Annotated in this window: 20 protein-coding genes; 12 read left to right on the forward strand and 8 right to left on the reverse strand. The window is 72.5% G+C overall.

Features of this window, described 5'->3' with window-relative positions; genetic code table 11:
• Window positions 1–21 precede the first annotated feature (21 nt).
• Both NW895_RS16015 and NW895_RS16020 read left to right on the forward strand, forming a co-directional pair.
• On the forward strand, window positions 22–1,443 hold the full coding sequence (locus tag NW895_RS16015) for a cytochrome ubiquinol oxidase subunit I (protein ID WP_289936207.1): 1,422 nt from the start codon (window positions 22–24) through the stop codon (window positions 1,441–1,443).
• 79 nt (window positions 1,444–1,522) lie between these two features.
• On the forward strand, window positions 1,523–2,554 hold the full coding sequence (locus NW895_RS16020; protein WP_289936208.1) for a cytochrome d ubiquinol oxidase subunit II: 1,032 nt from the start codon (window positions 1,523–1,525) through the stop codon (window positions 2,552–2,554).
• An 83-nt stretch (window positions 2,555–2,637) separates the two neighbouring features.
• On the opposite strand, the gene NW895_RS16025 is transcribed toward NW895_RS16020, so the two are convergent.
• The 4 genes from NW895_RS16025 to NW895_RS16040 all read right to left on the reverse strand — a co-directional run bounded on the left by NW895_RS16025 (window position 2,638) and on the right by NW895_RS16040 (window position 4,641).
• The gene (locus NW895_RS16025; RefSeq protein ID WP_289936209.1) at window positions 2,638–3,117 is read right to left on the reverse strand and encodes a hypothetical protein; all 480 of its coding nucleotides are present in this window, start codon (window positions 3,115–3,117) and stop codon (window positions 2,638–2,640) included.
• Between the two features lie 2 nt (window positions 3,118–3,119).
• Complete coding sequence (locus NW895_RS16030) at window positions 3,120–3,674, reverse strand: AAA family ATPase (protein ID WP_289936210.1); 555 nt, start codon at window positions 3,672–3,674, stop codon at window positions 3,120–3,122.
• 14 nt (window positions 3,675–3,688) lie between these two features.
• Window positions 3,689–4,180: a DUF1360 domain-containing protein gene (locus tag NW895_RS16035; protein WP_289936211.1), complete on the reverse strand. Its 492-nt coding sequence runs from the start codon at window positions 4,178–4,180 to the stop codon at window positions 3,689–3,691.
• 74 nt (window positions 4,181–4,254) lie between these two features.
• Window positions 4,255–4,641, reverse strand: coding sequence for a DUF2267 domain-containing protein (locus tag NW895_RS16040; RefSeq protein ID WP_289936212.1), 387 nt, complete (start codon window positions 4,639–4,641; stop codon window positions 4,255–4,257).
• A gap of 259 nt (window positions 4,642–4,900) precedes the next feature.
• Here NW895_RS16040 and NW895_RS16045 point away from each other — a divergent pair, with 259 nt between their 5' ends.
• From NW895_RS16045 to NW895_RS16070, 6 genes are all read left to right on the forward strand, one after another.
• The gene (locus NW895_RS16045) at window positions 4,901–6,682 is read left to right on the forward strand and encodes a glycoside hydrolase family 15 protein (RefSeq protein WP_289936213.1); all 1,782 of its coding nucleotides are present in this window, start codon (window positions 4,901–4,903) and stop codon (window positions 6,680–6,682) included.
• A gap of 230 nt (window positions 6,683–6,912) precedes the next feature.
• On the forward strand, window positions 6,913–8,307 hold the full coding sequence (locus tag NW895_RS16050) for a cytochrome P450 (protein WP_289936214.1): 1,395 nt from the start codon (window positions 6,913–6,915) through the stop codon (window positions 8,305–8,307).
• Between the two features lie 13 nt (window positions 8,308–8,320).
• A complete protein-coding gene (locus tag NW895_RS16055) occupies window positions 8,321–9,295 on the forward strand; it encodes a (-)-alpha-amorphene synthase (protein WP_289936215.1) in 975 nt (324 codons plus the stop codon).
• Between the two features lie 182 nt (window positions 9,296–9,477).
• Window positions 9,478–12,387 (forward strand): AAA family ATPase, encoded by a 2,910-nt coding sequence (locus NW895_RS16060; protein WP_289936216.1) that lies wholly within the window; start codon window positions 9,478–9,480, stop codon window positions 12,385–12,387.
• A 591-nt stretch (window positions 12,388–12,978) separates the two neighbouring features.
• Window positions 12,979–15,894, forward strand: a complete 2,916-nt coding sequence (locus tag NW895_RS16065; protein ID WP_289936507.1) for a glycosyl hydrolase 115 family protein — start codon at window positions 12,979–12,981, stop codon at window positions 15,892–15,894.
• 175 nt (window positions 15,895–16,069) lie between these two features.
• Window positions 16,070–16,525, forward strand: a complete 456-nt coding sequence (locus tag NW895_RS16070) for a (2Fe-2S) ferredoxin domain-containing protein (RefSeq protein ID WP_289936217.1) — start codon at window positions 16,070–16,072, stop codon at window positions 16,523–16,525.
• Here NW895_RS16070 and NW895_RS16075 read toward each other — a convergent pair.
• The 4 genes from NW895_RS16075 to NW895_RS16090 are packed head-to-tail and all read right to left on the reverse strand — an operon-like array spanning window position 16,485 to window position 21,313.
• On the reverse strand, window positions 16,485–17,663 hold the full coding sequence (locus tag NW895_RS16075) for an XdhC/CoxI family protein (RefSeq protein ID WP_289936218.1): 1,179 nt from the start codon (window positions 17,661–17,663) through the stop codon (window positions 16,485–16,487). The two genes, NW895_RS16070 and NW895_RS16075, sit on opposite strands and share 41 nt — an antisense overlap.
• Window positions 17,656–19,773: a xanthine dehydrogenase family protein molybdopterin-binding subunit gene (locus tag NW895_RS16080; protein WP_289936219.1), complete on the reverse strand. Its 2,118-nt coding sequence runs from the start codon at window positions 19,771–19,773 to the stop codon at window positions 17,656–17,658. Before NW895_RS16080 ends, NW895_RS16075 begins: the two co-directional genes overlap by 8 nt.
• Entirely contained in the window at window positions 19,770–20,762 is a 993-nt protein-coding gene (locus tag NW895_RS16085) for a xanthine dehydrogenase family protein subunit M (protein ID WP_289936220.1), read from the reverse strand. The genes NW895_RS16080 and NW895_RS16085 overlap by 4 nt, the downstream gene beginning before the upstream one ends.
• Window positions 20,759–21,313 carry a 2Fe-2S iron-sulfur cluster-binding protein gene (locus tag NW895_RS16090; protein ID WP_289936221.1) on the reverse strand — a complete coding sequence of 185 codons (555 nt, stop codon included), beginning with the start codon at window positions 21,311–21,313 and terminating at the stop codon, window positions 20,759–20,761. Before NW895_RS16090 ends, NW895_RS16085 begins: the two co-directional genes overlap by 4 nt.
• Before the next feature lie 294 nt (window positions 21,314–21,607).
• Here NW895_RS16090 and NW895_RS16095 point away from each other — a divergent pair, with 294 nt between their 5' ends.
• The 4 genes from NW895_RS16095 to NW895_RS16110 all read left to right on the forward strand — a co-directional run bounded on the left by NW895_RS16095 (window position 21,608) and on the right by NW895_RS16110 (window position 26,269).
• Entirely contained in the window at window positions 21,608–22,186 is a 579-nt protein-coding gene (locus NW895_RS16095; protein ID WP_289936222.1) for a TetR/AcrR family transcriptional regulator, read from the forward strand.
• A 212-nt stretch (window positions 22,187–22,398) separates the two neighbouring features.
• Window positions 22,399–23,376 carry a cytochrome c oxidase assembly protein gene (locus tag NW895_RS16100; protein WP_289936223.1) on the forward strand — a complete coding sequence of 326 codons (978 nt, stop codon included), beginning with the start codon at window positions 22,399–22,401 and terminating at the stop codon, window positions 23,374–23,376.
• Window positions 23,377–23,509: 133 nt separating this feature from the next.
• Window positions 23,510–24,607, forward strand: coding sequence for a GDSL-type esterase/lipase family protein (locus NW895_RS16105; RefSeq protein ID WP_289936224.1), 1,098 nt, complete (start codon window positions 23,510–23,512; stop codon window positions 24,605–24,607).
• Between the two features lie 30 nt (window positions 24,608–24,637).
• Entirely contained in the window at window positions 24,638–26,269 is a 1,632-nt protein-coding gene (locus NW895_RS16110) for a cellulase family glycosylhydrolase (protein ID WP_289936225.1), read from the forward strand.
• The last annotated feature ends 62 nt before the right edge of the window (window positions 26,270–26,331 follow it).

Below are 26,331 nucleotides of genomic sequence, written 5' to 3' on the forward strand. Positions count from 1 at the left end.
CCTCTCGCGTCTGGAGCCGTGGTGTCCGTTCTCGGCAGCGTCCTGTTCCCGCCGTCCGTCGCCGCGTGGGCCGCTCCGGCGACGGAAGGCGATCTCTCGGCGGCCCGGGCGCAGATGGGGTTCTCGCTCGCCTGGCACATCGTGGTGGCCTGTCTCGGTGTCGGGCTGCCGCTGCTCACCCTGATCGCCGAGTGGCGCGGCCTGCGCACCGGGAACCCCGCCCTGCGGCTGCTCGCCCGCCGCTGGGCCCGGGCCATGGGGGTGCTCTTCGCCGTCGGCGCCGTCTCCGGGACCATCCTCAGCTTCGAGATGGGGCTGCTGTGGCCCGGCTTCATGGGGAAGTACGGCCAGGTCATCGGCCTGCCCTTCGCCCTGGAGGGATTCGCCTTCTTCATCGAGGCGATCTTCCTCGGGATCTACCTGTACGCCTGGGACCGGCTGCCGCCGCGCAAGCACCTGCTGACGGGGATTCCGATCGTCGTCGCGGGCATCGCCTCGGCGTTCTTCGTCGTGTGCGCCAACGCGTGGATGAACCAGCCCCGTGGCTTCACCGTGCGCGACGGCAAGGTGGTCGACGTGGACCCCTGGGCCGCCATGCTCAACCCCGCGAGCCCACCGCAGACCGTGCACATGATCCTCGCCGCCCTCATGGTCGCCGCGTTCCTCACCGCGAGCGTGTACGCCGTCGCGCTGCTGCGCGGCCGGAACGACGCCTACCATCGGGCGGGCTTCTTCATCCCGTTCGGCCTCGGCGCGATCGTCACCCCGTTCCAGATCGTCGTCGGTGACTGGGCCGCCCGCTTCCTCGCCGACTACCAGCCGTCGAAGCTCGCGGCCGTCGAGGGCGTCTTCGAGACCGGCTCGCACGTACCGCTCACGCTCGGCGGCATCGCCGTCGACGAGGAGATGAGGTACGGCCTGGAGATCCCCAACGGCCTGTCCCTGCTGGTCGGGTACAGCCCGGACACCGTCGTCCAGGGACTGGACCGGACACCGCGCAGCGAGTGGCCCCCGGTGACGGGTGTCCACATCGCCTTCGATCTCATGGTCCTCGCCGGTTTCTTCCTGCTGGCCCTGGGCCTGTGGCTGCTGGCCGCCTGGTGGCTGGCGCGCCGGTCGGGCCGGGCGGACGTCCTCACGGCCCGGACCATGCGTCTCTTCGTGTGGGCGGCGGCGTTCTCCGGCCCGGCCGCGGTGGTCGCCCTGGAGTGCGGCTGGACGGTCACCGAGCTCGGGCGGCAGCCGTGGGTCGTGTGGGGACTGATGAACGTGCGGGACGCGGTGAACCCGGCCTCGGGCCTGGTGATGGGGCTGTGGCTGGTGCTCGCCGTGTACGCCGCGATGACCGTCGCCACCGTGTACGTGCTGCGCCGGCTGACGCGGGAGACCCCGGTACCGATCGCTCCGCAGGAGAGCGATGTCCGGCAGTACCCCGTCGTCTGACGGAACATGAGGACGGCGTCCGCCCCGACCGGGAGACGGCGTCCGAACCGCCGTCCGGACCACGCCCGAGGAGGTGTCCGTGCTCGCCGATGTGATGCTCGCGGTCATGTGGACGGGTCTCACCTGCTACGCGCTGTTCGGCGGCGCGGACTTCGGCGCGGGCCTGTGGGACCTGCTCGCCGGGGGATCGCGCCGTGGGCTGCCGCAGCGGCGGCTGATCGAGCACAGCATCGGGCCGGTGTGGGAGGCCAACCACGTGTGGCTGATCTTCGTGGTCGTGCTGCTGTGGTCGGCGTTCTCGCCGGTGTTCGCCGCGGTGCTCTCGACGCTCTACGTCCCGCTGACGCTGGCCGCTCTCGGCATCATCGCGCGCGGCGCGTCCTTCGCGTTCCGCAAGGCGAGCCGGGCGCTGTGGGAGCAGCGGCTGTTCGGGGCGTGTTTCGCGCTCTCCTCCGTCGTCACCCCGTTCTTCCTGGGTGCGGTCGCGGGCGGCGTCGCCTCCGGCCGGGTGCCGCCGGGCCTCGCCGAGGGCGACGCCGTGACGAGCTGGCTGAATCCGACCTCCGTGCTGGGCGGAGTGCTCGCCGTGCTCACCTGCGCGCACCTGGCCGCCGTGTACCTGTGCGCCGACGCCGCCCGGTCCGGGGAGGCGGAGCTGGCGGACGCCTTCCGGCGCCGGGCGACGGCCGCGGGGCTGCTCAGCGGGGTGGTGGCGCTCGCGGGCATCGGGGTGCTGCACGCCGACGCGCCGGAGCTGTTCCACGGGCTGACGCACCGTGCGCTGCCGCTGGTGATCCTCAGCGCGGTCGCCGGGCTGGCCGGATTCGCCCTGCTGGCCCGGCGCCGCTACGTCGTCGCACGGGCGGCCGCCGCGCTCGCCGTGGCGGCGATCCTGTGGGCCTGGGGCGCCGCGCAGTATCCGGACCTGCTCGTTCCCGGCACGACCGTCGCCGAGACCGCCTCCACCGACAGCGTGCTCACCGCCTGCCTGGTCACCGTCGGCGTGGGCACGCTGCTGCTCGTGCCGTCCCTGTGGTGGCTGTACGCCACCTTCCAGGCGCCGGAAACGGGCCCCGCACCGGCACATGAGCCCGGTGCTCACGGGGAGTGACTCGGTACTCGACGCCCACCCCGCCGGGACCCGGCGTCGCAGACCGGACGCCCCGGTGCCGGCCCGCGGCCCCGTCAGCCGTTCTACTCCTCCGCCTGCCTCCGGGCGGCATCAGGCTCCGGGGCAAAGCGACCGGCCACCACCAAGCCGTACAGGACATGGTCCAAGGCCACGACCATCCGCCACAACACCCGCCGCTCCCGCGCGTGCCGCACGCCGAGGGCCGGGGCGACGGCGAGTTCGAAGCCGAGCCAGATGGCCAGGCCGTAGGCCGGCCCGGTGGCGGGGAGTCGGCGGACCCGGTCGGGCAGGAGTCCGAACGCCGCGCCGCCGGCGGCGCCGTAGGCCCAGTGGAGCAGTTCGGTGACCGCCTGCCGATGGTGGGTCTGCCAGCGCTGGATCCGCTTCGGGGCGTGCTTCTCCACGATGGCCTGCGGCGGCGTCTTCTCCTGGGGCGCGATGCCCGCGGCCACCGTCCGGACGCCGGTCATCGCCATGGCGGCCACCATTCCACGCGCCGTGGCCCGCGCGGTCGCACCCGGCTTCTGCTTCCCCTGCGGCATGCTCACCCTCGCCTTCCCGCCTGGCCGCTGTCGGAGCCCGGCAGCCACGCGTCGCGACCATCGTGGGCAGCGGATTCGGCGTGCCGCAACCGCAGCTGCGGCCGCTCCCCCCGCGCCGACCGCACCTCGAATCCTCCGCGCCCGTCGAAGCGGACGTCGAGCACGGCGTCGAAGCCGTCGCCCGGCGAGGGCCGGCGCAGTCGTTTCAGGGTGGCGTGGAGTGCGACGTCGGGAACCCGGTCGCGCCCGGTTCGTGTGGCGTTGCGCCGCAGGGAGCCGCTGAGGTCGGGGGGAAACCAGTAGGCGACGACGACGGCGCCGTGCGTGTGCCCGGCCTCCACCAGCGGGCGCCACTCCTCGGGGGACGGGTTGGTGTTGTCGACGGCCACCGACCGGGCGGCGGCCAGCTCCTGGGCGACCAGCCGCATCTGCCGGGCCTGCTTGTTGCGGGCCCCTCGGGGAAACAGGTCCTTGCTGACCAGCGAGTAACGGTCCCGCAGGCACTGCTCGTAGAAGGTGGTCTTCCCCGAGGCCTGCAGCCCGACCAGAACGGCCACCTCGGTCACCGTGATCAGCCCTCGGACCGCTGCTCGGTCCAGCTCCAGGCGTACTGCATCCAGTCCGCCACCGTGACGGCGGTCAGCCCCGCGCACAGCAGCCGGGCGGCTCGCGGAGCGACGGCGTAGTAGCCGACCAGCGATCCGGCCACCCAGGCCGAGGTGCAGAACGGGCAGGTCACCAGGTCCCCGACGGCGCGGCGCAGACCGCCGCCGCGGGGCGCGTCCATCACCTCGTTGGCGGTGCTCTCGCTCTCGCGGCGGGTGAACGGCGCCCTCAGGAAGCTGGTGACCTTGTCCTTGGACAGCAGCCGCGACGCCTTGAACGTCGCCGTTCCCAGCAGAGCGACGTCCCACGGAGGTACCCGGTCGGGCAGCCGCAGACCCCGTTGACGCGCCACCGCGGCGAACACCCCGGCGCCCGCCGCGAAGGTCGTCGCGAGCGCCGCGTACCCGCCGAGGGGCGCCTCGCCCTCTTCGTCGTAGCGCTGGTCACCGTCCGTCATGGAACCTCCCTCGGGGGGCCGCCTGTCCTGGACGGAGGCCGAGTGCCCTTTCCGGGCACGGCCATACGCGGCGGTCAGCTCGGTTCGAGCCTGCCGAACAGGTCGCGGTAGTCGGACGGCAGCTGGTCCAGGAGGTGGTCGACCTCGCCACGGGAGACCGCGTCGGCGACCGTGCACAGCACGGCGCTCGCGTCCCACTCCGCGGTCCGCGGCCGGGCGCCGGTCTGCTGGGCCACGCGCCGCAGGAACTCCTCGCGGTCGAAGGTCTCGGGGCGGCCACGCTCCAGGCGCAGTGCGTCGTCCAGCGGTGCGGGCAGTTGAGCGGCCAGGTCGGCGGCCTCCTCCGGGGTGATCCGGGAGGCGAGCACCCACAGGACCGCGGTACTGACCTGCTCGGCCTCCTCCTGGGTGTAGTACTCCCCGCGGTCGCGAACCTGGGCCAGGAACTCGTCGGACCTCACGGCACCCTCCTTCCGCCGGTAGGTCCCCACCGGGTGCCCGCCCGCCGGGCGGGAAAACGGGCAGGTCGTCTCCGGATGTCCGCGTGACCGGCCGGGAGGACTGCGCGGCGGGTGCGCCGCGGACGCGCCGGACGGCACGTCACGTGCCGAGCCCGCGGCCGGTGGGCCGGACGAGCACACCGCCTCCGGGACGCGCCCCCGCCCGGAGGGTCCGTGCGGGTGCCGTTTCGGTCCCGCGGTCCGGGTAATCCGTACCGCCATGAACCACAGCGCCGATCAGCCCGCGGATGCGCCGGACGGGGCCTGTCCCCCGTGGGTTCTGCGCGAGTACGCCGTGCTCGCCGACGGCGAACGGGGGGCGCTCGTGGACCCCGAGGGCCGGATCGTCTGGCTGTGCGCCCCCCGCTGGCACAGTGACGCGGTGTTCTCCGCACTGATCGGGGGCGCCGGGCACTTCACCGTCGAGCCCGTGGACCGGTGGCATGTGTGGGGCGGCAGCTACGAGGAAGGCTCGCTGATCCGGGTGAACCGGTGGGTGACGCCCGACTCCGTGATCGAGTGCCGTGACGCCCTGGCGATGCCGGCCCGTCCGGACCGTCTGGTCCTGCTGCGCAGGATGCGGGTCGAGCGGGGCGAGGCCCGGCTGCGCCTCGACCTGGACCCACGTCCGGGCTTCGGGAGCGGCCGGATGAAGGACCCCCGGCTGGAGGACGGGGAGTGGACGGCCGAGGGCGAGGGGCTGCGGCTGCGGCTCGCCGGGGCGGGGGATGCGGTCTGGCGTCCGGAGTCCGGGCTGCGGGGCGAGTTCCGGCTCCGGCGGGGCGAGGAGCACGACCTGGTGCTGGAACTCGCCGAGGGGCGCGGCGGCGGGGAAGCGCTCGACGCCGACGCGCTGTGGCGGGCGACGGAACAGGCGTGGAGGCGTGCGGTGCCCGACTGCTCGCAGCTCGCCGCGCCGCGCGACGCCGGTCACGCGTACGCCGTGCTGCGTGGACTGACCAGCACCTCCGGCGGCATGGTCGCCGCCGCCACCACGTCCCTGCCGGAGCGGGCCAACAGCGGACGGAACTACGACTACCGCTACGCCTGGGTACGCGACCAGTGCTACGCCGGACTCGCGGTCGCCGCGCACGGCCCCCACGAACTGCTCGACGAGGCCGTACGGTTCGTCGCGGAGCGCCTCCTGGAGGACGGTGAGCGGCTGCGTCCCGCGTACACGGTCGACGGCCGGCCGGTCGAGTACGAGCGCTCGCTGCGGTTGTCCGGCTACCCCGGAGGCAGCGACCTGATCGGCAACGACGCGGCCGCCCAGTTCCAGCTGGACACCTTCGGTGAGGCGCTTCAGCTCTTCGCCGCGGCGGCCGCGCACGACCGGCTCACCCCGGAGGCGGAACGTGCCGCCGCCGTCGCCGTGGACGCCGTGGAGCGCAACTGGCTGCGGCCCGACGCCGGGCTGTGGGAGGTGGAGGACCGGTGGTGGACCCACTCCCGGCTGAGCGTGGTCTGCGGTCTGCGCCGGGTGGCGAAGGCCCTGCCCTCGACGACGGGGCGCCGCTGCGACGAGCTCGCCGAGGCCGTCTTCCGGGAGACCCGGCGCCGGTGCCTCGGGGCGGACGGCCGCTGGCACCGGGCGGAGGACGACGACGGTCCCGAAGCCGCCCTGCTCGTGCCGCTGGCCCGCGGCTGCCTGCCCGGCGAGGATCCCGGCGGCGCGGCGACCCGCGCGTACATCGAGTCCCGTCTGGCCGAGGACGGGTACCTCTACCGCTTCGAGCACGGGGACGTGCCGCTCGGCGATGCGGAGGGCGCCTTCCTGTTGTGCGGGTTCGTGATGGCGCTCGCCGCACACCGTCTGGGCGACCGCGTCGGCGCGTTCCGCTGGTTCGAGCGCACCCGCGCGGCCTGCGGACCGGCGGGGCTGTTCGCCGAGGAGTACGACGTACGGCAGCGCCAGCTGCGCGGCAACCTGCCGCAGGCATTCGTCCACGCGCTGCTGCTGGAATGCGCCGTGCGCCTCGGTGAGGTCTCGGCGCTGCCCTGACCAGAGGAATTGGGGGGCGCGTCAAGAACGCGTGCGTCACAGAAACAAATCCCTCATCAGGTAGCTCGGTTCCACGGCGCTTCGGATGTGCTTCTCCGTGCTTCTGTGCGCCCTCAAGGAGTAACGATTCCGGGAGGCGACGGCGGGATTGACTGGGCAGTACATGAGTCGGGCGCCATGTGGTGAAGGTGACCCGACTTTCGCGTGTCGACCGAGACAGGGGGTATTCCATGAAGGATGTCGCGTCGATACCACAGCGGACGTGGACAGTGGGTACTGCGCCGGGCATATTCCCACCGATCAGCCACGGTATCGCCTTGTTCCGCCGGCCGCTGGCCTTTCTGAATTCTTTGCCTGCCCGGGGAGATCTGGTCGAAATTCGCCTGGGGCCACAGCACGCCTGGATGGTGTGTCACCCGGAACTGGTCCACCAGGTACTCACCGACACCCGCACTTTCGACAAAGGGGGACCGCAGTACGACAGGCTCCGTTCGGTGATGGGCGACGGCGTCGTCACGTGTCGTCACGGGGAACACCGGCGCCGGCGCAGCCTGCTGCAACCCAGCTTCCGCCCGTCCCGCGCCGCCGCGAGTACGGGTCTGATGGCCGAGGAGGCCCGGGCGGCGTGCCGCGACTGGCGGCCGGGGCGGAAGGTCGACATCGCCGGGGCGATGGTGACCCTGTCGACGCAGGTGGCGAGCCGGCTCCTGTTCTCCGACTCACTCGACGCCGCGAAGGTCGCCGAGCTGCGGGACTGTCTCACCGTCGTCGCCCGTGGCCTGTTCGTCCGTACGGTCGTGCCGGTCGACGCCCTGTTCCGTGTCCCCACACCCGGCAACCGGCGCTATCTGCGGGCGGTCGACGGTCTGCACGCGATCATCGACTCGGCCGTCGCCGAGCGCCGGCGGGGCGTTGCGCGCGACGACCTGCTGGGGGTGCTGCTGGAGGCGGCGCGCGGCGACGGCGGCGCGGCGGCGATCAGCGAGCAGGAGATCCACGACCAGCTCATCACGATCCTGCTCACCGGAGTCGATCCCACCGCGCTGTGTCTCACCTCGGCGTTCAGTCTCCTCGCGCAGCATCCGGACGTGGAGCGCCGTCTGCACGCGGAGGTCGACACGGTTCTCGACGGACGGCTGCCCGGCCCCGACGACGTGCCGCGCCTCGTCCACACCGGCCGCGTCATCACCGAGACGCTGCGTCACTCCCCGCCCGGCTGGCTCTTCACCCGCATCACCACCCAGGAGACCGAGCTCGCCGGGCACCGCCTCCCCCGGGGGACCACCGTGCTGTACAGCCCTTATCTCCTGCACCACGATCCCGCGTCGTTTCCCGACCCGGACCTGTTCCTTCCCGACCGCTGGCTGCCGGAACGGGCCGCCGCCGTGCCGGCTGGCGCCTGGTTGCCGTTCGCCGCGGGCAGGCGCACCTGCCTGGGCAACGCCGTCGCCCGGCAGGAGGCCGTGGTCGCCCTGGCGACCATCGCCGGCCGCTGGCGCCTGCGCCATCCGGCCGGACCGGTCGCACCGCCGCGTCCCGCGGCGACGCTGGGGCACAGGGCGCTGACGATGATCTGCGAGCCGCGTTCGCACGGGGGAGGTGACAACGGTGTCACAAACACATGAGGACGCCGCGGTCATGAGGCGGGACGACACTCCGGCCGCCAGTCTGAAGGACCTGATCGACGCCCACCTCTACATGCCCTTCCCCTTCCTGCGCAATCGCCACGAACGCGAAGCGGAGGCGGGCGTCGAGGCATGGCTGCGTACCTGGGGCCTGACCGACGAACCAGAGGTGGCGGCGATGATCGCCTACACCCGCCCCGCCGAGCTCGCGTCCTGCATCAGCCCGACCGTGGATCCCGGCCTCCTCCAGATCGTGGCCAACCAGGTCGCCTATCAGTTCGTCTTCGACGACCAGGCGGAGGAGACGGGCCGGCTGGGTCCCGGCCAGCTGTTGCCCATGTTGTGCGAGAGCATCGGAATTCTGCGGGACGACCGCCCGCCCAGTACTCCCCTCGGTGCGGCCCTGACCGATCTCTACCGTCAGGTTCAGCTGCGGTGCACACCCGCACAGGCGGCCCGATGGGCCTGGCAGAGCCGCGAGTACGTGCACGGTCTGCTGTACGAGGCGGTGGCCCAGAGTCACTCCGTCCCCGTACGGATGGAGCTGTGCTGTTCGATACGGGCCCTCATAGCGGGCGTCGAGCCCTTCTACCCGCTGTGCGAGGCCGCGCAGCCGGGCGAGCTGGCCGCCGAGGAGCTCCATCACCCGGTGATGCGCCGCCTCGGGCGGCTGTCCGCCGACGCGGCGGTGTGGATTCCCGACCTGTTCTCCGCGGTGAAGGAGCAGCGCGCGGGCGGACTGATCAACCTCGCCCTCGCCCACCAGCGCGCCCACCACTGCTCTCTGCCCGAGGCCGTGATGCTGGCCATCGGGCGGATCAACCGTACGATCCGCGAGTTCGAGGAACTCTACGAAGAGTTCAAACCGGAGTTGAGTCCCGCCGGCGTCGGCTACGTGGAAGGCATGATCGGCTGGATCCGCGGGTGCTACCACTGGTCCCGCACCGTGCCCCGCTACGCGGACGCGGCGGCTCCCGCCCTGCCGTGAGAACAGGGGGCGCCCGGAATCCGACTCGGGCAGGAATACCCGACGGGCAGGCACCCAAACCGTTGCGGCGGACAATTCACCCGTCCTGTCCTCCTCGTTCGGCACAGCGTTCTTGAGCATGCACGAGGCGCGTACGCTCGGCGCTGCCCTGCGAGGACCAGTGACGGGAAGTGGTAGAGCTCATGGCGCAAGAGTCGCGGCAACCGATCACCGAGGCCCGGCCGTTGCTTGAGCGTCAAAGAGAACTCCAGGCACTGGACTCCGCGTTGTCGGCGCTCCGCGGCGCCGCCGACGGAGTACCGCGAACGCGCCCCAACGGACTGCTCGCCTTCACCGGTCCGACCGGGCGGGGGAAGACGGCACTCGTGTCGGAAGCCCGCGCCCGCGCCGTGACACAGGGGTTCACGGTGCTTTCGGGCAGGGGCGGAGAAAAGGAACAGGAGCTGGCGTTCCATGTGGTGCGCCAGCTCGTCCAGCCCACCCTGGCCGTCATGGACGAGGCGGGACGCCGGGACTTCCTCGGTAGCTGGTACGGCATCGTCTGCGCCGCGCTCGGTCTGGAAGCGACGGGCACCGCCCATGTACCGGACCCGATCGGGGTGCGCGACGGTCTCGACTGGGTGATGACGCGCCTGACGGTGATGAAGGCGCCCGTCGTCATGCTCCTGGACGATCTGCACTGGGCCGATGCCGAGTCCCTCGCCTGGCTCACCTCCTTCGCCCCGCGTGCGGTGGACCTGCCGTTGCTGATCGTCGCCGCCTACCGGCCCGGCGAACTCCCGCCCGAGGCGGACGCTTTCGGCGCACTCGTCGCGGATCACGGCGACCGCCCCTACTCTCTCGCGCCCCTCAGCCGCGCCGGGGTGGCCCGGATCGTCCGGGACGAAGTGGGAGAGGGGGCCGAGGACGAGTTCTGCGAGGAGTGCTGGACGGTCACGGGCGGGAGCCCGTTCGAGGCGGTCGAGCTCGCCATCAGACTCGGCGAACGGAACTTGAAGGGCGCCCAGGAGGATTTGCCGGCGATGCGGGACCTCGCCGCGGCGGTCAAGGGTCCCGGACTGATCGAGAGCCTCCAGCGGCTCGGCACGACCACCGTCCGCTTCGCGCATGCCGCGGCCGTACTGGGTGCGCCCGTCTCACCGGATCTCGCCGCCACCATCGCGGTGGTCGGCAGCGAGGCGGCCGCCGAGGCGATCGAGAGGCTGCGTGCCGCGCGGATCCTGACGGACGGCCATGAGGCCGGACGGGGCCTGGAGTTCGTCCATCCGCTGATCGCGACGACCATCTACCGGTCCATCCCTTCGGGCCTCCGGGTGGGTCTGCACAACAGCGCGGCGGAGGCCCTCCGCGCGGCGGGGGGCAGTCCCACCGCCGCCGCACGGCACCTGCTGGAGGTTCCCTGCGAGGGCAAGCCCGAGGCAGTCCGGTGCCTGCGGGAGGCCGCCCGTGAGTATCTGCGTGCCGGTGCCCCCGAGGCTGCCCGGCGCGCCCTGACCCGAGCGCTGCAGGAACCGCCTCTTCCGGAGGACCGGGCCGCGCTCCTCCACGAACTCGCCTGCTCGACCTTTCTCATCGAGCCGAGGGCCACGGTCAGGCACCTGAGGGAGGCGCTGGCGGAGCCGCGCATCGACCCCGATCTGCGGGCCTCCATCGTCTACCGGCTGACCCAGGCACTGGCCCACACCGACCGGATCGCCGAGGCCGCGGAGGTGTCCGCCGACGAGGCGCGGCAGGCCGCCCATCCCCGCATCCGCCTGCGGATGCAGGCGGACCACTTCAGCTGGAGCTCGGCTCGCGCCGACGAACCCGACTCCTCCGCCCGGTCGCGCAGGCTGGCGCGGCTGGCCGAGCGGCTGACGGGCCGCGGCCTCGAGGAGCGGTCCGTCCTGGGACTGCGGGCCTGGGACGCCATGCTGCGCGGGGAGCCGCACCACACCGTGCTGGCGTGTGCCGAGGGCGCCCTGCGCGGTGGGCTGAGCTGGACCGACGAGGACCGGGGCTTCGAGGTGCCCGTCTCGGTCGCCATGGTCTTCGCGTACTGCGACCAGCCCCGCCGGGCCGAGGAACTGTTCACCAAGGGCATCGCCGAATGCGGGAGCAAGGGCTGGCGCGGCTCCCACCTGGCCCTGGGGCAGACCCTCTTCGGCTACATCCGCTACCGGCGGGGAAGTCTGGCCGAAGCGGAGCAAATGGCACGAGAGGGACTGCGTATCGCCGAGAAGGTCGAAGGCGCCGTCCCCGCCCAGACGTTCGCCATCGGCATCCTCATCCAGAGCCTGCTGGCCCGCGGACGGACCGGCGCGGCGCGCCGGCTCGCCGACCAGTACCGGTACGGCCAGACGGTCCCGAACGCCGTCATCTACCCCGACCCCCGCACGGTGTACGCCGAGTTGCTCCTGGCGGAGGGCCGCCATCGCGACGCCGCATGTCTGCTGACGCAGGTCGGGCGCTGGCTGGACGGGCGTGACTGGCGCAACCCCGCCTGGTGTCCCTGGCAGTTGGACCTGGCGTACGCTGCCGCCCGTACCGAGCCGGGCCGGGCGGTCGGCCTCGCCCGGGACGCCGTCAAGCGGGCCCGGGACTTCGGTGCGGCGTCCGTGATCGGTCAGGCGCTGCACACCGAGGCGGAGGTGACCGGCGGGCCGTCGGCGCTCGGCCTGTACGCGGAGGCCGTCGAGCATCTGGAACAGTCCCCTGCCTCGTACGAGCTGGCACGGGCGCTGGTCGGGCACGGTGCCGCACTGAGCCGGAACGGCCGACTGCAGGAGGCCGCCGACCGGCTGTACCGAGGCCTGGAATGCGCGGTCCACTGCGGCGCCGAGGCGCTGGCGCTGCGCGCCAGGGACGAGCTCTCCTCGGCCGGGCTGCGTCCGTTGCCGCTGCGGTACGGGCAGACGGACACGCTGACGGCGCACGAGCGCAGGGCCGCCGAGATGACGGCCCAGGGCGACCCGGTGTCGGTCGTGGCGAAGGAACTGCGTCTCAGGGAGCAGGGCGTGAGGCAGCTGCTGTCCTCCGTCTACCGCAAGATGGGCACCGACGCGTCCGGTCTCGCCCGAGCACTGGAGTCCTGTCCCCGGCCTCGGGTGTGAACCGCGTGCGGTAGGGCGGGGCAGGCAGCCGGGCGGGCCGGGACACCGCCCGGTTCGTGCGGTGCGAGGAGTTTCGCAGGGTGAGGAAGACCGTCGCCCGGGTCGCCGGCCCGGCCCCCGGCTCGCCGGGCGCGTGGCGCGCGTCGGCCCGTGGCCGCCCCCGCACTCCCGGCCGGCACGATGGTCGCGGCCGCCGCCCAGGCGCGGCGACCATGCCGAGCCACGAGTGCCGCCCGGGCCGCCCGAGGCCGCGTTCCCGGTGCCCGCGGCGTGCCGGCACACCGTCCGACAGGCGCGGGCACACCCCGGCGCGCCGGCCTCGCCCGCCGGGCACGCTCCCGGCGGAGCACCGCACGGGCGGAACCGCGGCCTGCTTGCTGCGCCACGTCGCCGACGGCATGGCTACGGGTGCCCCGAACACACCGCTCTGGACGAGCTGATCGGCCTACCTTAGGGTCAGCCGGAGCAAGCGCTTTCTAGCATGGTCATGCCATCCCTCCCTCGCTCAGCCGCGAAAGGAAGCGTCTCGTGCCGCACAGCGAACCCCGGGGACCGTCCCAGCCGTTGACCCGTAAGTCGTTCCTGCGGGGCATGGCGGCCGTCGGAGCGGCCCCGTTGCTCCCGGTGGCCCTTCCCGCGACCGCCGAGGCGGTGCCGTCGGGCCGGCCCGACTTCCCGCTGGTACAGGGCGGCACCGCGGTCGACGTGTTCGTGGACGCGGCCGACGACCCGGCCGTGATCCGCGCGGCCGGGGATCTCCAGGCGGACGTCGAACGGGTCGGCGGGGTCCGGCCCGGCCTGCGGCACACGCTGCCGGAGCGGGCCGCGCGGCTGATCCTGGTGGGCACCATCGGCGCGAGCCCCGTCATCGACCGGCTCGTCGCTCAGGGCCGTCTGGACGTCTCGCGGGTCAAGGGGCGCTGGGAGGCGTCGGTGACCCAGGTGGTGGACCGCCCGGTACCCGGCGTGGACCGCGCGCTGGTGATCGCGGGCAGCGACCGGCGCGGCACCGTCTACGGCGTCTACGACACCTCGGAGCGCATCGGAGTCTCCCCCTGGTACTGGTGGGCGGACGTGCCCGTGTTACGCCGCGACACCGTGACGGTGCCGACGCGCACCTTCAAGCGGTACGAGCCGTCGGTCCGCTACCGCGGCATCTTCATCAACGACGAGCAGAACCTCACCACGTGGTCCCACCGCACCCAGGAGCCGGACAAGAACATCGGCCCCGAGACCTACAAGCGGATCTTCGAGCTGCTGCTCCGCCTGAAGGCCAACTACCTGTGGCCGGCCATGCACCCCTACTCCGACTTCTTCAACAAGCACCGCGAGAACCCCGAACTCGCCGACCGCTACGGCATCGTCGTCGGCTCCAGCCACCCGGAGGCACTGCTCCGCAACGGCGTCCACGAGTGGGCCCCCTGGGCGGAGGAGCACCGCGGCCCGGACGGCACCCTGCCGGTGTACGACTACACGGTCAGCCCCGTCGTCATCTCCGACTACTGGAGAGCCCGGGCGCACCAGAACGCCGGGTACGAGAGCAGCTGGACGCTCGGCATGCGCGGCCTGCACGACTCCGCGCTGGAGACCAGGTACGCCACGACGATTCCGGAGAAGGTCGCGGTGATGAACGACATCATCGCCGACCAGCGCCGGATCCTGGCCGAGGAGGTCGGCCCGGCGGCCGAGCCGCAGATCTTCATCCCGTACAAGGAGGTCCTGGAGCTGTACAACGCGGGCGTGAAGGTCCCCGACGACGTCACGCTGATCTGGCCGGACGACAACCACGGCAACATGCGTCAGCTCCCGAACGACACAGAACGCGCGCGCTCCGGCGGCAACGGTATCTACTACCACCTCTCCTACTGGGGCCGCCCCAAGAGCTACCTGTGGCTGGACACCACCCAACTGGCCAAGGTGTGGCAGGAGTTGCGCCGGGTGTACGAGCACGGCGTCGACCGGATGTGGATCTTCAACGTCGGTGACATCAAGTCGATCGAGACCGGGCTGTCCTTCAGCATGGACATGGCCTGGGAGGTGGACCGGTGGGGCGCCGGGGAGGTCGAGGACTTCCTCGCGGAGTGGGCCGGGCGGCAGTTCGGGCACCGGCACGGCCGGGAGATCGCCGCGATCCGCACCGAGTACTACCGGCTCGCCGCCGAGCTGCGCCCGGAGTTCGTCGCCGGCGGACTGATCTCCACGGTCCACCACGGTGACGAGGCGGGACGACGGATGGGGGCGTACGACCGGCTGCTCCAGCGGGTCCGGACGCTGGGGGCGAAGCTGCCCGAGGCCTACCGGGACGCCTACTACGAGCTGGTCGAGTACCCGGTGCACGGCGCCTACTTGATGAACCTCAAGTACTACTGGGCGGATCGCAACGCCCTCGCGGTCCGGCAGGGGCGCGGCGCGGGGACGAACCGTTTCGCGGACCTGGCCGAGGCCGCCCACGCCGAGGAAGCGGCGATCACCAAGCGGTACAACACCCGGCTCGCGGGCGGCAAGTGGGACGGGATCGTCAACCCGTACCCCTCACAGATCCCGAAGGCTCCGGGTCGCCCGAGCGTCACCAGGGTCGCCCGGCAGGAGAACTCGGGGCTGGGGGTGGCGGCCGAGGGCAACGAGACCGGAGCGGACCGGCCGCTGTCCTTCTCCTCCTGCACCCGTGACCGGCGCTTCGTGGACGTCTTCAACACCGGCTTCCTGCCGGTGGACTGGACCGCCGAGGCCGGCCGTCCCTGGGTGCGGCTCAGCAGCGCGGGTGGCTCGCTGACCGAGCAGGTCCGGCTGTGGGTGGAGATCGACTGGGCGCGGGTCCCCGAGGGCACGCACGACACGACGGTCACCGTCAGCGGGGCCGGTCGGCGTATCGAGGTGCCGCTGCGGGTGCGCAACGACGGGGAGCGGGCGCGTCGGCGGGCCCGCGGCTTCGTCGAGGCCCATGGCTACGTGTCGATCGACGCCGTGCACGCCGACCAGCGGGTGGCGCGCTACGGCTGCCGCTGGCGGACCGTGCGCGGACTGGGGCGCCGTACGGCCGCGGTGGAGGCGGTGCCGTCGACGGCGGCCCCGATCACGGCGGACTTCGCCTCCAGGGCGCCGGAGCTGAGGTACCGGGTCCGCTTCGTCACCACCGGCACCTTCCCCGTCACCGTCTTCCGTCTGCCCTCCCTCGACGAGCGCGGCCACCGCCGGATCGCCGTCGCCCTCGACGACCAGCCGGTCACCGTCCTGTCGGGGCAGGCCGTCGCCACCGGCAACCGGGGCGACGCCTGGGCCCGCAACGTGGAGGACGGCATCGAGAAGCTGACGGGCACCGTGACCGTCGCCGAACCCGGCGAGCACGTCCTGCGGCTGTTCATGGCCGACCCCGCGATCGCCGTGGACCAGATCGTCATCGACACCGGCGGACTGCCCGCCACCTACCTCGCCCCGCCCGAGAGCTACCACCCGGTGTTCAACCCCGATCCCGCCACCGCGGCGGGACTGGACTCGGCGGACAGCTAGGCCCTGTCGTTTGGATCACCCCGGCGTCGCGGGGTCTGATCCAAACGACAGCGCCTAGGGCTCCGTCCGCAACGTCGCGCCTGCCCCGCGACACCCGGCACGCTCCCCCGGGCGAACGGCGCGACTTCGCGGACACCCCCAGGACCGGGCGCGGGCGGCGTGGCGGGCGGGACGTATGATCCACTACCGAACCCGGCGCACGCTGACGGAGGTGAACCGCGCCCTGAACGCCCGCTTTTCGCCCGTGTCGCGATCGCGTCCCTGCACCCTGGTCGTCTGCCGGGGCTGCTGCTGCGGCAACCCGCGCAAGCATCCCGGCACCGACCACGCCTGGCAGTTGGAGCGGCTGCGGGCCGGGGCGGCCGCGTCCGGGGGCGCCTTCGAGGTGCGGACGACGGACTGCCTCGGCCCCTGCGACCAGGCCAACGTCATCGTCGTCCAGCCCTCCACCGCAGGCCGGCTGGCCGGAGGCCGGGCGGCCTGGGTCGGTTTCGCCATGGACGACGACTGCACGGACGACATCCTGCGCTGGGCCGCCGACGGCGGGCCCGGGATCGCCGAGCCACCGGTCACGCTGGAGCTGCAGTTCGTCAGCCCGCCGCGCGGGGCGCGGGCCCGGTCACGCCGGTGACGGTGACCGGTCCGCCGAAGCCCGCCTCTCGACTCCCGTCGCGATGGATCGGCGTCTCCGAGTCCGTCAGCGGCAGGCCCGTCCCGCCCCTCCTGGACGCGACGATCTCCGCCGCGATGGACAGGGCGGTCTCCTCGGGCGTACGGGCGCCCAGGTCGAGGCCGATCGGCGACCTCAGCCGGGCCAGCTCCCGCTCGGACAGGCCGGCCTCACGCAGCCGCCGGTGACGGTCCGCGTGGGTGCGGCGCGAGCCCATCGCCCCGACGTACGCCACCGGCATCCGCAGTGCCTCCTCCAGCAGGGGGATGTCGAACTTGGCGTCGTGGGTGAGCACGCACAGCACCGTGCGTCGGTCGGTGTCCGTCCGCCGCAGGTAGCGGTGCGGCCAGTCGACGACGATGTCGTCGGCCTCGGGGAAGCGGGCCCGTGTCGCGAATATGGGACGGGCGTCGCACACGGTCACGTGGTAGCCGAGGAACTTGCCCGCGCGGACGAGCGCCGCGGCGAAGTCGACCGCCCCGAAGACGAGCATCCGGGGCGGCGGCACGCTCGCCTCGACGAGCAGGGAGAGGCCGCCGGGGCAGTGCGTGCCGTCCTCGGAGAGCTCGACCGTGCCGGTCCGGCCGGTCTCCAGCAGGGCCGAGGCCTCCGCGGCAGCCGTCCGGTCCAGGCCGGCCTCACCGCCGAGACCGCCCTCGTACGACCCGTCGGGCCGCACGAGCAGGGCTCGGCCGAGGAGGTGGGCCGGACCCCGGGCGACTCGTGCGAGGGCCGTCGGCTCGTTCCGGGCGGCGGCCGACAGTGCCGCCCGGAACAGCGGCGCCTGAGCGCCGACCGGCGTGACCAGGACGTCGATCACCCCGCCGCAGGTCAGCCCGACGGCGAAGGCGTCCTCGTCGCTGTAGCCGAACCGTTCGAGCACCGTCTCGCCGTCCGCCAGGGCCTGCCGGCACAGGTCGTACACCGCTCCCTCCACGCAGCCGCCGGAGACCGAGCCGATGACCGTGCCCTCGCTGTCGACGGCGAGGGCGGCACCGGGACCGCGCGGTGCGCTGCCGCCGACGGACACGACGGTGGCGACGGCGAAGTCCCGGCCCTCCTCGGCCCAGCGGCTCAGCTCCTCGGCGAGGTCAAGCATGCGGGCCGGCCATCAGGACGCGGTCGGGCCGGATGGGCAGGTTCCGGTGGCGTACGCCGGTCGCGTGCCAGACCGCGTTGGCGATCGCCGCCGCGGCGCCCACGATGCCGATCTCTCCGATGCCCTTGATGCCGACCGGGTCGTCGGGGTCCGGGTCGTCCACCCAGTCCGCCTCGATGAGCGGTACGTCGGCGTGCGTGGCGACGTGGTAGCCCGCGAGGTCGGCGCCGTAGTGGCCGCCCGTGGCGTGGTCCCGGACCGCCTCTTCGTGCAGGGCCATGGAGATGCCCCAGGTCATGCCGCCGACGAACTGGTTGCGGGCGGTGAGCGGGTTGATGATCCGGCCCGCCGCGAAGATGCCCAGCATGCGCCGCACGCGCACCTCCCCGGTGGCGGGGTCCACGGCGACCTCGGCGAACTGCGCCCCGAAGGAGTGCCGTTCCTTCTGGGCGAGGGCGCCGATGGCCGCGGTGGTGTCCGACCGTACGGTGATGCCCTCCGGCGGGACGCCGGGGGTCAGGGCGAGCCGCTCCCGCAGTTCGCCGGCCGCGGCCTGGACCGCCCACGACCAGGAACGGGTGCCCATCGAACCGCCGGCGATCATCGCCGGGCCGAAGTCGCTGTCACCGATGCGCACCTGGACGCGGTCCGGTGCCACCTCCAGCGCGTCGGCGGCGACCAGGGTGAGCGCGGTCCGGGCTCCGGTTCCGATGTCCGCGGCGTTGACCCGCACCGTGAAGGTGCCGTCCGCCTCGGCCGTCACGGCCGCCGTGGAGGGCATGGCTCCCACGGGGAAGGAGGCCGCAGCGGTGCCGGTGCCGAGCAGCCAGCGCCCCTCCCGGCGCAGGCCGGGACGCGGGTCCCGGTCCGCCCAGCCGAACCGGCGGGCGCCCTCCCGGAAGCAGGCGAGCAGGTTGCGGCTGCCGAACGGCAGTCCGGACACCGGTCCCCGCTCGGGCTCGTTGCGCACGCGCAGCTCGATCGGGTCGAGGCCGCACCGCTCGGCGAGTTCGTCGAGCGCCGACTCCAGCGCGAACGAGCCCGGTGCCTCGCCCGGCGCTCGCATCCAGGTCGGGGTCGGCACGTCGAGCCGTACGAGCCGGTTGGCGGTGTGGTGGGCGTCGGCGTCGTACATCGACCGTGAGGCCCCGGCGCTCGGCTCCATGAACTCGTGCACGGTCGAGGTGAGGCTCAGGGAGCGGTGCTCCAGTGCGCGCAGCCGCCCGTCGGCGTCGGCGCCGAGCCTGAGGCGCTGGGTGGTGGGGCTGCGGTAGCCGGCCAGCGTGAACATCTGACGACGGGTCAGGACGACGCGGACCGGGCGCTGCAGGACGGTCGCGGCCATCACGGCGGCCACCTGGTGGGCGCGCAGCCCCTTACTGCCGAAGCCGCCGCCGACGTGTTCGGAGCGCACCCGCACGGAGGCCGGGTCGAGCTGGAACATGCTCGCCAGCTCGCTCGCGACCCACGTGGTGCCCTGGTTGGAGTCGACGACCTCCAGTCGGCCGCCCTCCCAGAGCGCGGTCGCCGCATGCGGTTCCATCGGGTTGTGGTGCTCTTCCGGGGTGGTGTACTCGGCGTCCACCACGAACGCGGACGCGGCGAGTTCCGCCTCCAGGTCGCCCTTCTCCGTCACCGCCGGCATATGGCCGTCCAGCGGGTAGGCGTCCGGGCGGTCGGCGGAGAAGGTGATGTCGTGCGGCTCCTCCTCGTAGTGCACCACCAGCGCCTCGGCGGCCTCCCTGGCCTGCTCGGGCGTCTCGGCGACGACCAGCGCCACCGGCCAGCCCACATGCGGCACCCGGTCGTGCTGGAAGACGGCGGCGGTCGGGTCGGGGAAGCCGAGCAGGCCGGTGTAGCCGGTGTCGACCCGCGGAGCGTTCTCGTGGTGCAGGACGGTGAGCACGCCCGGCATGTCGAGGACGGGAGCGGTCTCCAGCGCGCGTATGCGGCCACGGGCGGCCGTGGACACCACCAGCCAGCCGTGGGCCAGTTCGGCGAAAGGTATCTCCGCCGCGTAGCGGGCCGCTCCGGTGACCTTGTCACGGCCCTCCACGCGGGTGTGCGCGGTACCGACGGAGCCCTTGTGCGCCGAGGGGGCGGTGGTCATCGGGCGGCCCCCTCGGCGAGTTCGGTCAGCACGGCCACGACGAGGTTGCGCATCAGTGTCACCTTGTATCCGTTGTGCTGGAGAGGCTTGGCGGCGGCCAGTTCGGCGTCCGCGGCCGCGGCGAAGGTGTCGGCGTCGGCCGGCGCACCGGCCAGCACCCGCTCGGCCGCCCGGGCCCGCCACGGCCGGGACGCGACCGCCCCGAAGGCCAGGCGGGCATCCCGTACGACGCCGTCCTGGACCTCCAGCGCGGCGGCGATCGAGCCGATGGCGAAGGCGTACGAGGCGCGCTCGCGCACCTTCCGGTAGCGGGAGTGGGCGGCCACCGGGGCGGGCGGCAGGGTGACGCCGGTGATGAGGGCACCCGGCGGCAGGGCGGTCTCCCGGTGCGGGGTGTCGCCCACGGGCAGGTAGAACTCGGCGAGCGGCAACGCTCCCGGCCCGTCGGTCGTTTCGAACGTCACGACGGCGTCGAAGGCGGCGAGGGCCACGCCCATGTCGGAGGGGTGGGTGGCCACGCAGTGGGCGGAGGCGCCCAGAATGGCGTGGTTGTGGTGCTCGCACTCGATGGCGGGGCAGCCGCTGCCGGGGACGCGCTTGTTGCACGGTTTGGTCACGTCGGCGAAGTAGCCGCAGCGGGTGCGCTGGAGCAGGTTTCCGCCGACGGTGGCCATGTTGCGCAGCTGACCGGACGCGCCGGCCAGCACGGCCTGCGTCAACGCCGGGTAGCGGCGGCGGACTTCGGGGTGGGCGGCGAGGTCGCTGTTGGTGACGGTCGCGCCGATGCGCAGGCCGCCGTCCTCGGCCGGCTCGATCCGGTCCAGGGGCAGTTCACGGACGTCGACGAGGCGGGCGGGCCGCTCGACGCCGGTCTTCATCAGGTCGACGAGGTTGGTGCCGCCGCCGAGGAAACGGGCGTCCGGGTCGGCGTCGAGCAGCGCGACGGCGCCGGCGACGTCGAGGGCGCGCTGATAGCCGAACTCCCTCATGCCACCGCCTCCGTCGTCTCGGTCCGGGCCGCGGCCGCGCGGGCGACCGCCTGGACGATCGACACATACGCGCCGCAGCGGCACAGGTTGCCGCTCATCCGCTCCCGGATCTCGTCGGGGGTCAGCGGAGGTGGTCCCGCCTCGGGACGGACGTCGTCGGTGACCGCGCTCGGCCAGCCCGCCGCGTGCTCCTCGATCACCGCCACGGCGGAACAGATCTGGCCCGGCGTGCAGTAACCGCACTGGTAGCCGTCCAGGTCGAGGAACGCCTGCTGCACCGGGTGGAGTCGGTCGCCCTCGGCCATGCCCTCGATGGTGGTGATCTCGCGCCCCTCGGCCGCCACCGCGAGCTGCAGGCAGGCCACGGCCCGGCGTCCGTCGAGCAGGACGGTGCAGGCGCCGCACTGGCCCTGGTCGCAGCCCTTCTTCGTGCCGGTCAGATCGAGACGCTCGCGCAGGGCGTCGAGCAGGGTCGTGCGGTGGTCGACGGACAGCGTGTACTTCTCGCCGTTGATCTTCAAGGTGACGGCGCTGGACGTCGATGGGGCCATGAGCAGCCTTCCTTCGTGTCCGGAACACGTCCGAGGGGACGGTCCGGCAGGCAGAGGAACAAGAGAACGAAGCAGGGGACCAGGAGATGGCGCTGTACAGGAGGTGATCGGTTCGGAACGATGCGGGATGCGGGACGGTACTCCGAGGGCTCTCGCCACCGGCCGGCCCGCACCGGCCGCGTCCACCGCTATCGTGGACGTAACCGGACAGCTGTCCGCTCATTGAGAACGTAACACGGACAGGTGTCCGCTTAGCAAGGACGGGATTCGGCCAGGAGCCCGCGAGGAGGACGAGTGCAGCAGAAGAAGGACGCGCCTCTGCGCTCGGACGCGCAGCGCAATCGCGAGCGCATCCTGGAAGTGGCCCTGGTCGAGCTGACCCACTGCGCGGACGCCCCGCTGAGCGCGATCGCCAAGAAGGCGGGCGTCGGTCAGGGCACGTTCTACCGCAACTTCCCCAATCGCGAGGCGCTCGTCCTTGAGATCTACCGCTACGAGATGCAGCAGGTGGCCGACAGCGCGACCCAGTTGCTCCGGACCCGGGAACCCGACCGGGCCCTGCGCGAGTGGATGGACCGTCTCGCCCGCTTCGCCATGGCCAAGGCCGGGCTCGCGGACGCGATCCGCCAGGCCACCAGCGGACCGGGAAGTCCTGCGAAGCCGGGCCACACCCCGGTGAGTTCCGCGGCCGAACTCCTGCTCCGGGCCAACGAGAAGGCCGGCACCATCCGCCCGGGCGTCACCGCGGACGACTTCTTCCTCGCCATCGCCGGGCTCTGGCAGATCGACCCCGGCGGAGACTGGCAACCGCGCGCCACCCGGCTCCTGGACCTGGTCATGGACGGGCTGCGGGCGGGGGCACGCGGCGGCTGAGAACCGCACAGGCCGCCGCAAGCCGCCACGCCGAGCTGCGGAGCGGTCCGGCCGTGTGCCGCTCGGAGTGACGGCGGCACCGGACCGGCAGCCACTCTCCCGGGTATGTGCCCGGTATGAGCCCGGTATGACGACGGTTGCCGCGGCGGCCGGGCGCCCCTCCCCCGCCCGTGCGCGGCGTAGAGTGCCTCGGCGTCAGGAGGGAGAGGGCGTTGGGGAGTCCGCCGGAGCTCACCCTGGGGCGGTTGCTGTCCTCGTGGGAACTGGACGTGCCGGTCCTGCTGCTCGTCGCCCTGCTCGGCGTGCCCTACGGCTGGGGCGTGCTGCGGCTGAGGCGCCGGGGCGAGCGCTGGCCTCTGCCACGCCTCGCCGCGTTCGCCCTGCTCGGCCTCGGCACGCTCGTCGTGGCCACGATGTCCGCGCCGGCCGTGTACGCCCACGCGCTGTTCTGGCCGGCCGCGCTCCAGAACGTCCTGCTCGACCTGGTCGCCCCCCTCGGCCTGGCGCTGGGCGATCCACTGCGGCTGGCCGTGCGCGCCCTGCCCGAACGGGCCGCCGGCCGCGTCCGGCGGGCGATGACCGGGCGGCTGGTGCGCCTGCTCACCTTCCCGCTGGTCAGCACGGCGCTCGTACTCGCGACCGAGCTGACCGTGTACTTCACCCCGTACTTCGGAACCGCCCTGCGACACGGCTGGCTGCACGAGCTGATGTATCTGCACCTGCTGCTCGCCGGATGCCTCTTCGTGGTGCCGGTGCTCACCCGCGAGGAGGCGCTGCCGCCGTGGTGCACGCACCCGGTGCGGGCGGCGCTGGTGTTCGTCGACGGGGTCATCGACGCCGTGCCGGGGATCGCGGTGATGACCCACGGCTCGTTGATCGCCGGTGCCTGGTACCTGCACCACGCCCCGTCCTGGGCGCCGGACGTGCACCACGACCAGCAGCTCGGCGGCGGCGCGATGATCGGCACAGCCGAACTGGTGGCGCTGCCCTTCCTGCTGGCGATCCTCGTCCAGTGGGCGCGCGCCGAACGCGCCGAGACCGCCGTACTGGACCGCCGTCTGGACGCGGAGCTGGTCCCGGCGGCGCCCGCAGCCGGACCGGCGCAGGGCCCGGAACTCGTACGGCCGTGGTGGGAGACCGAGAACGGCGAGGTCGCCCAGCGCATCAGGCAGCGGCGGCCGAGCCCCTGAGCTCCCCTGTTTTCCCCTCCCGCCCACCGACATCTTGACGCGTAAATGACAACGATGGCTTGATGTCCTGATGGGAGCGCTCCCACCCCGCGCGCGGAGCGCGCTGATGGATGCAGCCAGGGAAGGGAACACCATGCGCAGCACCCGCCGCTCGCCCTTACGGATCCTCCCGCTTCTGGGGCTGTTGGCCGCCCTGCTCCTGGGGCTGACCGTGGCACCACGCGCCGCGGCAGCACCCACGGCCGACGCCGTACGCATCATGCCGCTGGGCGATTCGATCACCGGCTCGCCGGGCTGCTGGCGGGCGGTGCTGTGGAACCGGCTGCGAAGCGCCGGGTACACGGACATCGACTTCGTCGGCACCCTCCCGCCCCAGGGCTGCGGGCAGGCACACGACGGCGACAACGAAGGCCACGGCGGCGAACTGGTCACCAACGTGGCAGACCAGAACCTGCTGCCCGCACGGCTGGCGGCCACCCTGCCGGACATCGTTGTCATGCACTTCGGTACGAACGACGTCTGGAGCAACATCGCCCCCGACCGCATCCTCGCCGCCTACACCAAGCTCGTGCAGCAGATGCGTGCCTCCAACCCGGACATGAAGATCCTCGTCGCGCAGCTCATCCCCATGAACCCCGGCAACTGCACGGCCTGCGCGCAGCGCGTCGTCGACTTCAACGCGCGGATCCCCGACTGGGCCCGGGCGACCAACACCAGCCGTTCCCCCGTGACCGTCGTCGACCAGTGGACGGGCTTCAGCACGGCCGCCGACACCTACGACGGTGTGCACCCCAACGCCTCCGGTGACAGCAAGATCGCTGCCCGCTGGTACCCGGCCCTGACCGCGCTCCTCGACGCGGGCACACCCGGAGACCCCGGCGACCCCGGTGACCCGGGCGGCGGCGACCCCGCCTGCACCGCGTCCTTCCGGGCCGTCTCCACCTGGCAGGGCGGCTATCAGGGCGAGGTGACGGTGACCAACACCTCCGGCTCTCCGGTCTCGGGCTGGACCGCGACGGTCGTCCCCGCCGAGGGCGTACGTCTCACCCAGGTCTGGAACGGCAGCCTCACCACGGCCGCCGACGGCAGGGCCACCGTCACCAACGCGGCGTGGAACGGCGCCCTGGCCCCGGGTGCGAACGCCACCTTCGGCTTCATCGCCACCACCCCGGCGACGGCCGGCACCCCCTCGGCCGCCGTCAGCTGCACCGTCCGAGCCGCTACCTCCTGACCCACCCCCCTCCCCCTCTTTGGAGCCGCCGTGAGATCCCGCATCCGCACCGCCCCGAGAGCGGCCGCCCTGGTGGGCGCCCTCCTGAGCCTCCTCGTCCCCTTGCTCTTCTTCGCCACGCCTGCCCAGGCGGCCGCCACCGGCCTGCACATCCAGAACGGCCGGCTGCTGGAAGGCAACGGAAACGACTTCGTGATGCGTGGCGTCAACCACGCCCACACCTGGTACCCGGGCGAGACGCAGTCGCTGGCCGACGTCAAGAAGCTGGGTGCCAACACCGTCCGCGTCGTCCTCTCCGACGGCCATCGCTGGACCAGGAACAGCGCCCAGGACGTGGCGGGCATCGTCGCGCAGTGCAAGGCCAACCGGCTCATCTGCGTGCTGGAGGTGCACGACACCACCGGCTACGGAGAGGAGGCCGCCGCCGGGACCCTCGACCACGCGGCCGACTACTGGATCGGCCTGAAGGACGTGCTCACCGGCGAAGAGAACTACGTCATCATCAACATCGGCAACGAGCCCTGGGGCAACACCAACCCGGCCGGCTGGACCAACCCCACCATCGCGGCCGTCAAGAAGCTGCGCAACGCCGGATTCGCGCACACGATCATGGTGGACGCTCCCAACTGGGGCCAGGACTGGCAGGGCGTCATGCGCGCCAACGCCCGGTCCGTCTATGACGCGGACCCGACCGGAAACCTGATCTTCTCGATCCACATGTACAGCGTGTACGACACGGCCCAGGAGATCACCGACTACCTGAACGCCTTCGTCAACGCGAAACTGCCCCTCCTCATCGGCGAGTTCGGAGGCCCGCCCGACCAGTACGGCGACCCGGACGAGGACACCATGATGGCCGCCGCCCAGCAGCTCGGACTCGGCTATCTGGCCTGGTCCTGGAGCGGCAACACCGACCCGATCCTCGACCTGGCGACCGACTTCGACCCCACACGGCTCAGCTCCTGGGGCCGGCGCGTCTTCAACGGCGCGAACGGCATCGCCGCCACCTCGGAGGAAGCCACCGTCTACTCCTCCGGCGGAGGTGACACCACTCCCCCGACCGCTCCCGGGACACCGACCGCCTCGGACGTGACCTCGTCCTCCGTGAAGCTGACCTGGTCCGCCGCCACCGACGGGACCGGCGTCACGGGCTATGACGTCGTCCGCGTCAGCGGCACGACCGAGACGGCCGTCACCAGTACGACCGGTACCTCCGCCACCGTCACCGGCCTCACCCCGTCCACCTCCTACGCGTTCGCCGTCTACGCCCGCGACGCCGCCGGCAACCGCTCGCAGCGCTCCGGCACGGTGACCGTCACCACGTCCTCCGGCGGATCGACGGCGTCCTGCGGGGTCGGTTACCGGGTAACGAACCAGTGGCCCGGCGGTTTCCAGGGCGAGATCGTCCTCCGCAACACCGGAAGTGCGGCGATCAACGGCTGGACGCTCCGCTGGACCTTCCCCGACAGTCAGCGCATCTCCAGCCTGTGGGGCGGCACCGCGACACAGACCGGCGCCGAGGTCAGCGTCGCCTCCGTCTCGTACACCGCGGCGATCCCCGCGTCGGGCTCGGTCACCCTCGGGTTCACGGCCACGCGGGGGAGCAGCAACCCCAGCCCCACGGCCTTCACCCTCAACGGCTCCAACTGCACGGTGGGCTGACACTGATCACTCGGACCCGTGGCTGACCCGGAGGGCAGGCGAATCGTCCTTCCGGGCGGCCA

It is taken from the genome of Streptomyces sp. S.PNR 29, from assembly GCF_030386795.1.
Taxonomy (GTDB): Bacteria; Actinomycetota; Actinomycetes; order Streptomycetales; family Streptomycetaceae; genus Streptomyces.